At 31.9% G+C, this 14101-nt stretch carries 14 protein-coding genes; 2 read left to right on the forward strand and 12 right to left on the reverse strand.

Annotated elements, in window-relative coordinates; all coding sequences use genetic code 11:
• Window positions 1-19: 19 nt before the first annotated feature.
• The 11 genes from ABXT45_RS06695 to ffh are packed head-to-tail and all read right to left on the reverse strand — an operon-like array spanning window position 20 to window position 11633.
• Window positions 20-1129: a dimethylsulfoniopropionate demethylase gene (locus tag ABXT45_RS06695; RefSeq protein ID WP_415313331.1), complete on the reverse strand. Its 1110-nt coding sequence runs from the start codon at window positions 1127-1129 to the stop codon at window positions 20-22.
• Entirely contained in the window at window positions 1126-1902 is a 777-nt protein-coding gene (locus tag ABXT45_RS06700) for an alpha/beta fold hydrolase (RefSeq protein WP_415313332.1), read from the reverse strand. The genes ABXT45_RS06695 and ABXT45_RS06700 overlap by 4 nt, the downstream gene beginning before the upstream one ends.
• Window positions 1899-3527 carry a long-chain-fatty-acid--CoA ligase gene (locus ABXT45_RS06705; protein WP_415313334.1) on the reverse strand — a complete coding sequence of 543 codons (1629 nt, stop codon included), beginning with the start codon at window positions 3525-3527 and terminating at the stop codon, window positions 1899-1901. The genes ABXT45_RS06700 and ABXT45_RS06705 overlap by 4 nt, the downstream gene beginning before the upstream one ends.
• A 1-nt stretch (window position 3528) precedes the next feature.
• Complete coding sequence (locus ABXT45_RS06710; RefSeq protein ID WP_415313336.1) at window positions 3529-5292, reverse strand: acyl-CoA dehydrogenase family protein; 1764 nt, start codon at window positions 5290-5292, stop codon at window positions 3529-3531.
• A 26-nt stretch (window positions 5293-5318) separates the two neighbouring features.
• On the reverse strand, window positions 5319-6425 hold the full coding sequence (gene leuB / locus ABXT45_RS06715) for a 3-isopropylmalate dehydrogenase (RefSeq protein ID WP_415278166.1): 1107 nt from the start codon (window positions 6423-6425) through the stop codon (window positions 5319-5321).
• Window positions 6412-7023 (reverse strand): 3-isopropylmalate dehydratase small subunit, encoded by a 612-nt coding sequence (gene leuD, locus ABXT45_RS06720; RefSeq protein WP_415314449.1) that lies wholly within the window; start codon window positions 7021-7023, stop codon window positions 6412-6414. Before leuD ends, leuB begins: the two co-directional genes overlap by 14 nt.
• A gap of 1 nt (window position 7024) precedes the next feature.
• Complete coding sequence (leuC, locus tag ABXT45_RS06725) at window positions 7025-8428, reverse strand: 3-isopropylmalate dehydratase large subunit (protein ID WP_415313337.1); 1404 nt, start codon at window positions 8426-8428, stop codon at window positions 7025-7027.
• 11 nt (window positions 8429-8439) lie between these two features.
• On the reverse strand, window positions 8440-8985 hold the full coding sequence (rplS, locus tag ABXT45_RS06730) for a 50S ribosomal protein L19 (protein WP_415313339.1): 546 nt from the start codon (window positions 8983-8985) through the stop codon (window positions 8440-8442).
• 16 nt (window positions 8986-9001) lie between these two features.
• Window positions 9002-9688, reverse strand: a complete 687-nt coding sequence (gene trmD / locus ABXT45_RS06735) for a tRNA (guanosine(37)-N1)-methyltransferase TrmD (RefSeq protein ID WP_415313341.1) — start codon at window positions 9686-9688, stop codon at window positions 9002-9004.
• Window positions 9689-9696: 8 nt separating this feature from the next.
• Window positions 9697-10260, reverse strand: a complete 564-nt coding sequence (rpsP, locus tag ABXT45_RS06740; RefSeq protein ID WP_415313342.1) for a 30S ribosomal protein S16 — start codon at window positions 10258-10260, stop codon at window positions 9697-9699.
• 14 nt (window positions 10261-10274) lie between these two features.
• Window positions 10275-11633 carry a signal recognition particle protein gene (gene ffh / locus ABXT45_RS06745; RefSeq protein WP_415313344.1) on the reverse strand — a complete coding sequence of 453 codons (1359 nt, stop codon included), beginning with the start codon at window positions 11631-11633 and terminating at the stop codon, window positions 10275-10277.
• 159 nt (window positions 11634-11792) lie between these two features.
• Here ffh and dapF point away from each other — a divergent pair, with 159 nt between their 5' ends.
• Entirely contained in the window at window positions 11793-12617 is an 825-nt protein-coding gene (gene dapF / locus ABXT45_RS06750; protein WP_415313345.1) for a diaminopimelate epimerase, read from the forward strand.
• Window positions 12617-13534 carry a signal recognition particle-docking protein FtsY gene (gene ftsY / locus ABXT45_RS06755; protein WP_415313347.1) on the forward strand — a complete coding sequence of 306 codons (918 nt, stop codon included), beginning with the start codon at window positions 12617-12619 and terminating at the stop codon, window positions 13532-13534. The genes dapF and ftsY overlap by 1 nt, the downstream gene beginning before the upstream one ends.
• Here the strand turns inward: ftsY and ABXT45_RS06760 are convergent.
• Window positions 13527-14090: a hypothetical protein gene (locus ABXT45_RS06760; protein ID WP_415313348.1), complete on the reverse strand. Its 564-nt coding sequence runs from the start codon at window positions 14088-14090 to the stop codon at window positions 13527-13529. The genes ftsY and ABXT45_RS06760 overlap by 8 nt on opposite strands.
• Window positions 14091-14101 lie beyond the last annotated feature (11 nt).

The raw sequence follows: 14101 nt of genomic DNA on the forward strand, positions 1-14101 counted from the left end.
ATGTTATTAGGCTTTTATACTAGATGAAGGGTAAATCGCAAACTTTTCCACGAAAAGTGTTATCATTTATTTGAATTTTAAAGGTTTGAGATACTTCCCAGTAGGACTTCTGGATCATTGCTATTCCAATAACCATTTGAAAATGAGGTGAATAACAAGCCGATCTTAATTCACCAATTATATTATTTTTCTCATCATATAAATTTTTTGATCCTGTGAGACTAATTTCTTTTATATCAATTTTAATACCCATTAACTTCTTTTGGGCTCCTTTTGATTTAACTTCTTTTAGTTTATCTTTTCCTAAAAAATTTATATCACTATCCAAACTAACATATTGATCAAAACCACATTCAAATGGATTATCACTGTTATCAAAATCATTTCCATAAGATAGTAATGCACTCTCAATTCTCTCTATTAAGTTTGGGCACCCAGGTCCTACATTAAATTCTTTTCCAACTTCAAAAAGATAGTCGTACAATTTTTGTCCTGACTCTGTATTTTGAACATAAACTTCATATCCACCTTGCTTAGACCATCCTGACCTTGCTATAAGATGCTTTGTCCCTTCAAAATCGAAATAATCAAATCCAAAGAATTTTAGTTCAGTAATTTTTTTTCCAAAAACTTTTTCCATTAATGCAAATGATTTCGGACCCTGTATTGCCATTATATCCACCACTGGTTCTATAATTTTAACATCAAATTTATGTCCAAATGCTAAACCTTTGGCAAAAAAGATTACATCCGAGTCTGCTATTGATAGCCACCATCTATTTTCATCCAGCTTTAGAACAACTGGATCATTAACTAAATTTCCATTTTCATCTATTATTGGACAATAATAACATCTTCCAATTTTAGATTTTGATAAATCTCTACATGTCATCAATTGTACTAATTCTGCAGAGTCTTTTCCTGATATTTCTACTTGTCTTTCTGCAGCAACATCCCATACTTGAACATGCTCTTTTAAATGTTTGTAACTATTTTCTATTGATCCAAATGCAGCAGGTAACAGCATATGATTATAAATTGTGTATGCTGTAACCCCTTGTTTCTCTATTCTTGCAGTATAAGGAGTACTTCTTAATCTTCTAGATTTTGCTATTGAAAAGTTTTTCATTTTTTTAAAAATTCAGAGATCTTTTCTCTCATTTCAAAAGCTTTTTCAAACATAATCATATGTCCACATTCTTTTATTATATGAGTTTTTGAATTAGGAATAAGTTCAGCAAATTTCTTGCCTTTTTCAAGGTTAACCATCTTATCTAGTTCACCAAAAATAAATAATGTGGGACACTTGATTGATTTTAAAGCCTCAGATCCATTTTTATAATTATTACAAGCTACAAGATCAATGGCTAAAACCTCCCTAATATCTCTTGAAGAATTAATAATTTTTTCTACAGGATTACCTCCAATGAACTTTTTAGAGTTTTCATAGCTCCATTTCATCATTAATTTAACTGCTTTATCATCTCCACTCTCAGCAAGATCTATTAAATCTTGATTAACGGACATTCTATAAGAACCACCAATAAATATTAAATTTTTAACTCTTTTTGGATATCTTGAATAATATTCCAATGCTTCCAAACACCCTTGGGAATGACCTATTATTGTTAATTCAGAAACATTAAGTTCTTTAAAAACTTTTTCTAACCAATCTGAAATTTCTTCTATCGATTTTAAACAATCACCCTCAGAATTTCCATGACCAGGTAAATCAATTGCTAAAACATTATAATTTTGATTTGATAAATACTGCTCTGTTAAAGACCAAACAATATGTGAAAGACCACTTCCATGAATTAAAACTATTGTGACTTTTTTTTTATCAATACCTTGACCTGAATTTGATACAAAGACATTCTTATTGTCTACCTGAAAGATCAACTTAATTCCTTAACTTTTTTTCTTAGTTCAAATTTTTGGATTTTTCCTGTTGAAGTTTTTGGTAAATCACAAAAAATAACACTTTTAGGGATTTTGAATCCTGCCAATGTTTCTCTACAAAAATCTATTATTTCTTTTTCAGTTGCTGGCTTATCTTTAATTAATTCAACAAAAGCACAAGGTGTTTCTCCCCATTTTTCATCTGGCTTAGCAACTACGGCTGCTAAAGAAACTGAAGGGTGTTTTGCAATTGCATTTTCAATTTCTATTGAAGAAATATTTTCTCCTCCAGAAATAATAATATCTTTAGATCTATCTTGAATTTTTATATATCCATCAGGATGGGTCACGGCTAAATCTCCTGAATGAAACCATCCACCTGCCATTGATTTATCTGTTGCCTCTTTATCCTTATAATAACCCTTCATTACAATATTTCCTCTGATCATAATTTCACCCATGGTTTTTCCATCTTTGGGTACTGGCTTCATCGTTTCTGGATCCATTACAATAGCACCCTCTGTGTTTGGGTACCTTACACCTTGCCTTGCTTTGATTTCATTCTTTTTATCTTTTTCTAAAGAATTCCAATCTTCATTCCATGCACACTGCAACATATGACCATAAGTTTCCGTTAATCCATAAACATGCATCACTTCAAAGCCAAGGTTTTCCATTTTTTCAAAGATGATGCTTGGTGGCGGTGCACCTGCAGTCAAAACATTTACTTTTTTTTTTAAAGTTTTTTGATCTTCTTTTGGAGCATTAACAATCATATTTAATACAATTGGGGCTCCACCAAAATGAGTTACTTCATATTTATCAATTAATTCAAACATCTTTTTTACATCGATGTTTCTTAAACAAATTACTCTTGCATGTAGCATTGCTAGTGTCCAAGGATAGCACCACCCATTACAATGAAACATTGGCACAACACATAAAAAATTTAGTTTATTAGGCATATTCCAAGCTGTGGCGCTGCCTGTTGACATCAAATATGAGCCTCTGTGATGATAAACTACTCCTTTTGGATTTCCAGTGGTTCCAGATGTATAACTTAATGAAATTGCTTCCCATTCATCTTTTGGCTTTTTCCATTCGTAATTTTCATCACCTGTATTTAAAAAACTTTCATATTCAAGTTCTCCTATTTTTTTAAAAGAACTTGTATCTATGTCTTGGTCCTCTATATCAATAATTGTAATTTTATTTTTAACATTCTTTAAAGCCTTCTCAATTACATCATGAAATTGTCTATCTACAATTAAAACCTTTGCATCACTATGCTGTAAAATATAACTTACTGTATTGGGGTCTAGTCTTGTATTGATTGCATTAATTACTGCTCCTACCATTGGTATTGAATAATGGGCTTCAAAAATTTCCGGTGTATTGAAAGCCATTATAGAAACTGTGTCTCCAGTTTTTACGCCCAATTTATCTAGTGCACTAGCAAACTTAACACATCTATTATAAACCTCTCCCCAGGTATACGACCTACTTTCATAAACTAAGGCTTCATAATTTGGATATATATCTCTAGTTCTTTCTAAAAATGTTAAAGGAGAAAGAGGAACATAATTAGCTTCATTTTTATCTAAATTTGTATTGTAATGACTCATATTAACTGAATTTAAAATTCATTATATAGTCACTTCCTGATGTAGCAGTTTTAAAATGACTTTCGACTCTTGGTAAAACTCTTTTAAAATAAAAATTTGCAGTTTGTATTTTATCTTCATAAAAGTCTTTGTTTTGTTCATAATCTTTAAAACTTACTTCTAAAACTTTTATCCACGCATGCGCTATGGATACAAAACCCAATGCTTTTAAATAGTCATTGCATGCTGCACTTGCATCATCTTTTGAGTTTTGTACTTTTTCTTTAATCCAAACGGTAAAAGTAGATAAGATTTCTAGGTGTGTTTTTAATTCTTTTATAAAAGGTTTTAATTTTTCATTTTCAATACTGCAATCATTTTTGATTAATTCCAAATACTTATCAATTATATCACCATTTTTATTTACTAATTTTCTAAAAACCAAATCTGCTGCTTGGATTGAATTTGTTCCTTCATAAATAGGTGTGATTCTATTATCTCTATATAATTGTTCTATTCCTTGGTCTTTTGTGTACCCATAACCACCATGAACCTGCATAGCCTCACTTGTTATTTCCATTCCCATATCACTAAACATCGTTTTAACTACTGGTGTCATTAACGACACAAGATCTGATGCTTCCTGCTTTATTTTTTCATCTGGATGATAAAGGCTAACTTCTGTTTGTTGAGACAGCCAAAAACATAATGCTCTTTCACCTTCAATAATAGATTTCATATTAAGCAGAGATTTTCTAATGTCAGCATGCTCAATTATAAAATCTGCTCCATTAGTTGATTTTGTATTATTTGTTTTTCCTTGTTTCCTTTCTTTTGCGTAACTTAAAGAATTTTGATAGGCAATTTCAGAAATTCCTAAGCCCTGAATTCCTACAACAATTCTCTCTAAATTCATCATAGTAAACATTGCATTTAACCCTTTATTTTTTAATCCAATCATATAACCAGTTGCATCATCAAAGTTTAATACACATGTAGCAGAACCTTTAATTCCCATTTTGCTTTCTATAGAACCTGTAGAAACTCCATTTCTAGCACCAATAGATCCATCTTCATTTACTACAAACTTGGGGACTAAGAATAAACTTATTCCTTTTGTTCCTGCCGGAGAATCAGCTACCCTTGCAATAACTAAATGGATAATATTCTCTGTTAAGTCTTGATCACCTGAAGTAATGAAAATTTTCTGCCCACTTAATTTAAAAGTTCCATCAGATTGCTCAATAGCTTTAGTTTTTAAAAGTCCTAAATCAGTTCCACAAACTGGTTCAGTAAGGCACATCGTACCACTCCATTTTCCTTCAACCATTTTTGGAAGATATTTTTCTTTTATTTTATCTGTAGCATGATGAGAAATACAATTATATGCACCAATACTTAACTCACTATAAAGTTTAAATGACAAACTTGCAGATGATAACATTTCGTCAAAAAAAGCACTTACAGTTTTTGGCATTCCTTGTCCTCCATATTTTGGATCACAAGAAAGTGAAGTCCAGCCATCTTCTATATATTTAGAATAAGCTTCTTTATAGCCAGGTGGTGTTCTAACCACACCATTCTCCAGAACTGTTGGATTTTCATCACCTGATTTTGCTAATGGTAATATTAAGTTTTGATTAATCTTAGCTGCTTCTTCTAAAATATCTTTTACTAATTCTGAGTTAACTTCTTTATATTTTTCAAGATCATTATAATTTTTATTATTTCTTAATTTATCAAAAAGAAACATCATGTCTTCTACTGGTGCAGTATAATTTGGCATTCCAGAACTTTAGAATAATTATTTAATTATTGCAATTTTGAAATTATCGCATCACCCATAGCTGATGTTGATACTTCTTTTTTTCCCTCAGAAAGAATATCTTTTGTTCTAAGACCATCATTTAAGACATCTTGCACAGCTTTTTCTAAAGCATCAGCTTCACTATCTAAATCTAATGAGTATCTTAAGGCCATTGCAAAACTTAAAATTGAGGCTATTGGGTTTGCAATTTCTTTTCCAGCAATATCTGGTGCAGAACCGTGAATAGGTTCATACATAGCTCTCATTTCTCCATCTTTATTTTTTGCACCTAAAGAAGCTGATGGCAATAAACCTAGAGACCCAGTTAACATTGAGGCTTGATCTGAAAGCATATCTCCAAATAAATTATCTGTAACAATCACATCAAATTGCTTTGGGTTTTTTAATAATTGCATTGCACAATTGTCAGCAAGCATATGACTTAATTCTACATCTTTATATTCTTTGTCATGTAGCTCTTGGACTTCTTCTTTCCAAAGTTGTCCAGCTTCCATTACATTCGACTTTTCACATGAAGTAACCTTATTTGATCTCTTTCTTGCTAGATCAAAAGCTACTTTTGCTACTCTAACTATTTCACTAGTTGTATATGAGTGGGTATTAATCCCTTTTCTTTCACCATTTTCTATTGGCTTAATTCCTCTTGGCTCACCAAAATAAATTCCACCTGTTAATTCTCTAACTATCATAATGTCTAATCCAGATACAATTTCTGGTTTTAGGGTTGAGGCGTCAACTAATTGCTCAAAACAAATTGCAGGTCTTAAATTTGCAAATAGTTTTAATTCTTTTCTTAATTTCAATAAGGCTCTTTCTGGTTTTTTTGAAAAATCTAAGTTATCCCATTTTGGTCCACCAACTGCACCCAACATAACAAATTCACTTTCTAAAGCTTTGTAAAAAACTTCATCCGTAATTGGTGTTCCATGTTTATCATAAGAACAACCACCAGCTAAATCTTGATCAATTTCAAAATCTAGTGATTTATTTGAATTCAACCATAAAATAACTTTTTTAACTTCTTGAATAACTTCAGGTCCAATACCGTCCCCAGGTAGAAGTAAAATTTTTCTTTTTTTAATTTTTATCATTAAATATCCATGGTTTACTATTTTTTAAGTTTTCTTCAAAGGTTGTGATTTTTTCTTTTTTGGCTAATGACAGCGCAATATCATCAAGCCCTTCTAATAAACATTTTTTCTTAAAAGGATCAATGTTAAACTTGATTTCACTATTTCCAAAAATTATCTTTTCTTCATTTAGGTCTATTGAAATTTCTTCTTTTCTTTTTGAATATTCTGATAATTCTTTTATTTTTTCTTCTGGTAAAGTGATTGGTAAAATTCCATTTTTAAAACAGTTACTGTAAAAAATATCAGCATAACTAGAGCTTATCACGCATGTAATTCCAAAATCTAAAAGTGCCCATGGCGCATGCTCTCTTGATGAACCACAGCCAAAGTTTTTTCCCGCAATTAATATTTTTGATTGATTGTGAGGTTCTTGATTTAAAATAAAATCTTTTATTTCATTTCCATTATCATCATACCTCATTTCAAAAAATAAGTTTTTTCCTAACCCTGTTCTTTTAATTGTTTTAAGAAATTGTTTTGGAATAATCATATCTGTATCAATATTTACTATTGGTAAATATACTGGGATACTTGTAAGTGAGTTAAATTTTTGCATTTTAGTTTTGATACTTTCTAACATCATCTAAGTTTCCAGAAATTGCAGCTGCTGCTGCCATTCCAGGACTGACTAAATGTGTTCTTCCACCTCTACCCTGTCTTCCTTCAAAATTTCTATTTGAAGTTGAAGCACATCTTTCTCCTTGTTTTAATTTGTCTGCATTCATTGCAAGACACATTGAACAACCAGGTTCTCTCCATTCAAAACCTGAAGCTATAAATATTTTATCTAGGCCTTCCTGCTCTGCCTGCTCTTTAACTAAGCCTGAGCCTGGAACAACCATTCCATGAACATGGGATGCTTTCTTTTTATCTTTTAATATTTTCGCAGCTTCCCTTAAATCTTCAATTCTTCCATTTGTACAACTTCCTATAAAAACCTTATCAATCTTAATGTCTGTAGCTAGTGTATCAGCTTTTAAGCCCATGTAATTTAATGACCTTTCTAGAGAGTTCCTTTTATCTTCATCTTGTTCATTTTTAGGATTTGGAACTTTGCCATCTATAGTAATTACATCTTGTGGAGAAGTTCCCCAGGTAATCATAGGTAAAATGTCTTCTGCTACTAAATCTATTTCTTTATCAAATTTAGCTCCATCATCAGTTTTTAAACTTTCCCAATATTTCATAGCCTTATCCCAATTTTCATTTTTTGGAGACATCGGTTTACCTTTTAAATATTCAAATATTTTTTCATCTGGAGCAATTAATCCTGCTCTTGCTCCTCCCTCAATAGTCATATTACAAATTGTCATTCGTTGCTCCACGCTTAATGACGAAATCAGGCTACCAGCATATTCAATAACTGACCCTGTTCCTCCTGCAGTTCCAATTTTTCCTATAATTTGTAAGATTACATCTTTAGAGGTAACACCAATTGGAAGTTTTCCATTAACATTAATTCTAAAATTCTTTGCTTTTTTTTGAACTAATGTTTGTGTTGCTAGGACATGTTCTACTTCGGAAGTACCAATTCCAAATGCCAAAGCACCAAATGCACCATGTGTTGCTGTGTGACTGTCTCCACAAACAATTACTGTTCCAGGTTGTGTAAAACCTTGTTCTGGACCAATGATATGAACAATTCCTTGTCTCTTGTCATTCATTCCTAAATACTGAACGCCAAATTCTTTACAATTCCTTTCTAAGGTATCTACTTGAATTTTAGATTCCACATCTGCTATTCCTTTAGATCTATCGGTAGTTGGAACATTATGATCCGCAACTGCTAGCGTTAAACCAGGTTGTCTAACTTTTCTATTAGAGTTTCTTAATCCTTCAAAAGCTTGTGGACTTGTAACTTCATGTACTAAATGTCGATCAACGAATAATAATGCCGTGCCATCATCTTGCTGATCTACTATGTGATCGTTCCAAATTTTATCGTAAAGAGTTAAAGGCATTGAAAAAAAAATTATTTTTTTTCTTCTGATTTTTCTGTTTTAGGTTCTGCTTGAACTTCTGGTTGTTTTTTAGGTTCTGCTTGAACTTCTGGTTGTTTTTTAGGTTCTGCTTGAACCTCCGCTTGTTTTTCTGCTACTGGTGCTAAAGTTTCTTCAGTTACCGTTTCTGGTTTAACATCAACTTCTATACCAATTTTTTTTCTAATCCTTTCAGCAATTCTAGCTGATTTACCAGTTCTATCCCTTAAGTAATATAATTTTGCTCTTCTAACTTTTCCATGTCTAATAACAGTAATTGAATCAATTACTGTTCCATATAGTGGGAATGTTCTCTCAACACCTTCACCAAATGATATTTTTCTAACTGTAAACGAAGAGTTTAAATCTCTATTTTTTCTAGCAATACACACACCTTCAAAATATTGAATTCTATCTTTTTTACCTTCTGTAATTCTAACACCAACTTTTACTATATCTCCTGGAAAAAAATCTGGAATTTTCTTCTCAGCTAGTATTTTTTTAACGTTATGTTGGTTTATTTCTTCAATTGTTTTCATAGTAGTATTTATTAGGTTAGTTTTTCTTATATTTTTCCCACAAATCTGGTCTTCGGACGCGTGTTATAGCCTCTGATTGTGATAAACGCCAGTCTTTAATTTTGTTGTGATCTCCTGATAATAACACTTCTGGAACACTTTTTTCCTCCCAAATTTGAGGTTTTGTGTATTGGGGGTACTCCAAAAGCCCGTTCTCAAAACTCTCGTCAGTCTTTGAACATTCATTTCCCAAGACACCTGGAAGCAACCTAAGAACACTATCCAACACAACAAATGCTGCGGTTTCACCTCCAGATAAAATAAAATCTCCTATGCTAAGTTCTTCTATATTCCTTGTAGATAATAATCTTTCATCAACACCTTCAAAATGACCACAAATTAAACTAATGGATTTTTCTTTAGATAGTTCTAATGCCAATTTCTGATCAAGCTTTTTTCCTTTTGGTGATAAATAAAAAATTCTTTCACCTTTTTTTTTATTTTCATCAAGAGATTTTGCTAAAATATCAGCTTTCAATAGCATTCCAGATCCACCTCCAAAAGGAGTATCATCTACTGTTTTGTGTTTATCCTCAGCGGCCTCTCTAATATTTACAACTTTTAAATCCCAAATTTTATTTGTTAAAGCTTTTCCATATAGCCCTTTACTTAAAGGGCCAGGAAAAAAATCAGGATAGAGTGTGAATACTTGAGCTTGCCACATAACTTCAACTATTTAGCCTCTTCTTTAGGAGCTTCTTCCTTTGGAGCTTCTGCTACTGGAGCTGCTTCTGCTACTGGAGCTGCTTCTGCTTTAGGAGCTTCTGCTACTGGAGCTGCTTCTGCTTTAGGAGCTTCTGCTAATGGAGCTGCTTCTGCTTTAGGAGCTTCTGCTAATGGAGCTGCTTCTGCTTTAGGAGCTTCTTCCTTTGGAGCTTCTGCTGCTGGAGCTGCTGCTGCTGGAGCTGCTGGAGCTGCTTCGTCTCCCTTTTTTTTTCTTTCTTTTTTAGGAATAGCTTTATTTGGATTACTACCGTTTGCAGGCATTGCAATAATACCATTTTCACCTAAAATTCTTGCAACTCTAGTAGTTGGTTGAGCACCTTGACCTAACCAATATTTAATTCTTTCTGCTTCTAGTCCTACTCTTTCTTTTTTATCTTTTGGTAAAAGAGGATTAAAGAATCCTACCTTCTCAATAAATCTTCCATCTCTTGCACGACGACTGTCGGCTATAACTACTTTGTATACTGGTCTTTTCTTTGTTCCACCTCTTGATAGTCTTATTTTTATCATTTTTTTTCCTTTTTTTATTTAAGTTGATTTAGTAGCTCTGGAGGTATTCCTTTATCAGACATACCCTTCAGGTTTCCTTTTGACATCTTCTTCATCATTTCAGACATCATTTTAAATTGCTTGAGCAATTTATTGATAGTGGCCGCATCTGTTCCAGAGCCATTAGCAATTCTTTTTTTCCTAGAACCATCAATGATTTTAGGATTTCCTCTTTCTTTTTTTGTCATAGATAAAATGATTGCTTCATTTTTAGTAATAACGCTTTCATCAATTCCCGAAGCATCCATTTGTGATTTCATTTTAGAAACACCTGGCATAAACGACATAATTCCTTCTATGCCTCCCATTTTTTTCATTTGTCTAAGCTGTGTTAAATAATCTTCCATAGAGAATTGTCCTTTTTTTAAATTCTCTTCTGCTTTTTTTATATTCTCTTCACCCAGGTCTTCTGCAGCTTTTTCGACAAGAGAAACGATGTCTCCCATACCTAATATTCTATTAGCTATTCTATCTGGGTGAAAAACCTCTAAATTTTCTATTTTTTCTCCTACCCCTAAAAACTTAATTGGCACTTGAGAAACATATTTCATACTAAGGGCCGCACCACCTCTTGCATCACCATCAGCTCTTGTTAAAACAATACCTGTCAAATTTACAGTATTCTTAAATTCTTTTGCCACTTCTGCAGCAACTTGTCCCGTTAAAGAATCTGCAACTAAAAATACTTCTGTTGGGTTAATTATACTTTCTATTTGTTTAATCTCACTCATCATCTGAAGGTCGATTTGTGTTCTGCCTGCTGTATCAAATAATATAATCTCTGCACCATTTAGGTTTGCAGCACTAACTGCTCTTCTACAAATATCTGCTGGTAGCTGCCCTTCAATAATAGGTAATGTTAAAATATCATTTTGCTCTCCTAATGATCTTAGTTGTTCTTGTGCAGCTGGCCTATACACATCAAGACTGACCATCATTATTTTTTTCTTTTTATTTTTTTCTAAATATTTGGCTAATTTTGCTGTTGTTGTAGTTTTACCAGAACCTTGAAGACCTACCAGCATCATTGGAACTGGCGGAACTGCATTTAAATTAATATCTGTGTTACTTTCACCTAAAAGGCTTACTAGTTCATCATTAACAATTTTAACAACCATATCTCCTGGAGAGGTTGATCGAATTATTTCTTGACCCATAACCTTTGGCTTAACTTTTTCTATAAAATCTTTAGTTACATCTAGAGACACATCGGCTTCTAATAAAGCCTGTCTAATACTTCTTAGGCCTTCATCTACTTGATTCTCATCAAGTGAAGCTGCTTTTTTTAAAGAAGAAAAAATTTCTTCGAATTTATTTGTTAAGTTTTCAAACATATTTATTACGCACAGCAGTTTCGCACTAGTGGGCGAATATCGCTGACTAGTGTTGATCTCTTTGTCTCCAAAGACACCACAAATTTAACGTTTTTGTGGAAACGAAGACAACCTATAATAGAGGTTCAAAAAGTCAATAAATAAGTTAAATATCTACATATGGATATTAAAGCATTTAAAATGGATGGTTTGGGCAATGATTTTGTAATTATTGATCAAAGAAGCCAGGACTTCAATTTAAACAAAGATCAAATAATTAAAGTATGTGATCGTAGTTTCATTGGATGTGATCAACTCATTCTAATTAAGAAAAATAAAGAAATAGATGCAGATGTAGAATTCTATAATTCAGATGGAAGCGCATCTGGTGCTTGTGGAAATGGCACTAGGTGTGTGGCAGGCCTTCTATCAAAAGAAAGTGGTAAAAAAGAAATAACACTTTTAACAGCTTCTGGCTCTCTAAAATCAAAAATCTTAGGAAGTAATTTAGTTGAAACCGAAATAGGTATACCAAAAGTTAATTGGGAGGAGATTCCTTTAAGTAAGCAGCTAGATACACAAGACTTAAAAATTGAAATTATGGACAGAAATAACACCAAACATATTGGTGGAACAGCCATAAATGTAGGCAATCCACACATAATTTTTTTTGTAGAAGATATTGAAGCATTTGACTTACAAACTATTGGTCCAAAAATTGAAAATCATCCACTATTTCCAGAAAAATGTAATGTGACCTTGGCAAAAGTTATGAATAAAAATTTAATAAAAGTAAAAGTTTGGGAAAGAGGAGCTGGACTTACCAAGGCTTGTGGTACTGCAGCTTGTGCAACTGCTGTTGCAGCTAATATTAATAATCTGGTAGAAAAAACTACAGATATAGAATTTGCATTAGGTAATTTAACAATTTCTATTGATGAAAGAAATAGCATTCATATGAAAGGACCCGTGTCTGATATCAAAAATATCGACATTAAATTATAATGGGAATTTTTGATAAATTTAAAATTGGTTTTAAAAAAAGTGCTTCTGCATTTACGTCTGGTTTAAGAGATATAATTGTAAAAAAAGAGATAGATGACAAAACATTAGATCAAATTGAAGAATATTTAATTCAATCAGATGTTGGTCTTGTTGCAGCTGAAGAAATTAAAAAAATTATTGCCCAAGAAAAAATTGACCCAAAAAAAGATATTATGAATGAGGTAAATTTAATTCTTAAAAACTATATAATCACTTTAATGAAACCTTTGGAAAATGAGAATTTTTTTAATAAAAAAGAAAAGCTCAACGCAGTCCTAGTATCAGGTGTTAATGGGGTTGGAAAAACAACAACTATTGGAAAAGTTGGTAAAATTTTAAAATCTAACGGTAACAAAGTTATGTTTTCTGCCTGCGATACGTTTAGAGCAGCTGCTATAGAACAATTAGAAAGCTGGGCTAATAAAATTGATGTACATATTATAAAATCTACTCAAGGGTCAGACCCCGCATCAGTTGCCTACAAAGCAATAGAAGAAGCATTAAAAAATGATTTTAGTCATGTTTTAATTGATACAGCAGGGAGATTACAAAATAAAAAAAATTTAATGGAAGAATACAAAAAAATTGCCCATGTGACTAAAAAAATAGATCCAGATGCTCCTCACGATGTAATCCTAGTACTTGACGCAACCTCTGGTCAAAATGTTATCCGTCAAGTGGAAGAGTTTAATAAAATTATACCTCTTACTGGTTTGATAATGACAAAATTAGATGGCACTGCAAAAGGAGGAATTTTATTAGCACTTGCTAAAAAATATAAGCTTCCAATAATTGCTCTTGGGCTTGGTGAAAAAGAAGATGATTTACAAATCTTTAATGCAGAAAAATTTGCTGAAGCATTTACTCAAATTAATTAATTAGATTATTAGAAATTAAAGGTTTGTAGTAGCTACATCTATAATTTTCTTTAAGGTTTGAATGCCCACAATTTTTTGCTATTGATGAAATTATAAAATCAAACTTACCATTTGATGGATATGAGTTTAATTTTTTATTAGCAATATCAAATTTAAAATTTTTTCTTATATTTTTAGTTGCACTAATCATGACTAAAGTATTGTTATCTTTTAACAAATAATAAGCAAAATCTTCTGGGAAAACTGGATAGTCATAACCTTCTAAGAGGTGTTTTGCCTGTGAAGGAAACCATTCATATGAAATTAATGGTGATGAAATTTTTGTTTTATAATTATAGATATATAAATCCTGAGGAAAATCTGTAACATAATTATAATCCTCACCTCTTGCTAAAATAGCTTTATCTCTAGTTTTAAAAAAAAGAGTAAAATTTTTATTATGAGAGGTCATCTGACCTATATGAAAAAGAGTATTTGCTGAAGATTCTATATTTTCTGCAATTACAGAACTTGAAATAAAGATTAAGTAAAATGATGTTATAATAAATTTTTTCAATATCTATTTAT

Source organism: Candidatus Pelagibacter sp. Uisw_106 (assembly GCF_047724975.1).
Classification (GTDB): Bacteria; Pseudomonadota; Alphaproteobacteria; order Pelagibacterales; family Pelagibacteraceae; genus Pelagibacter.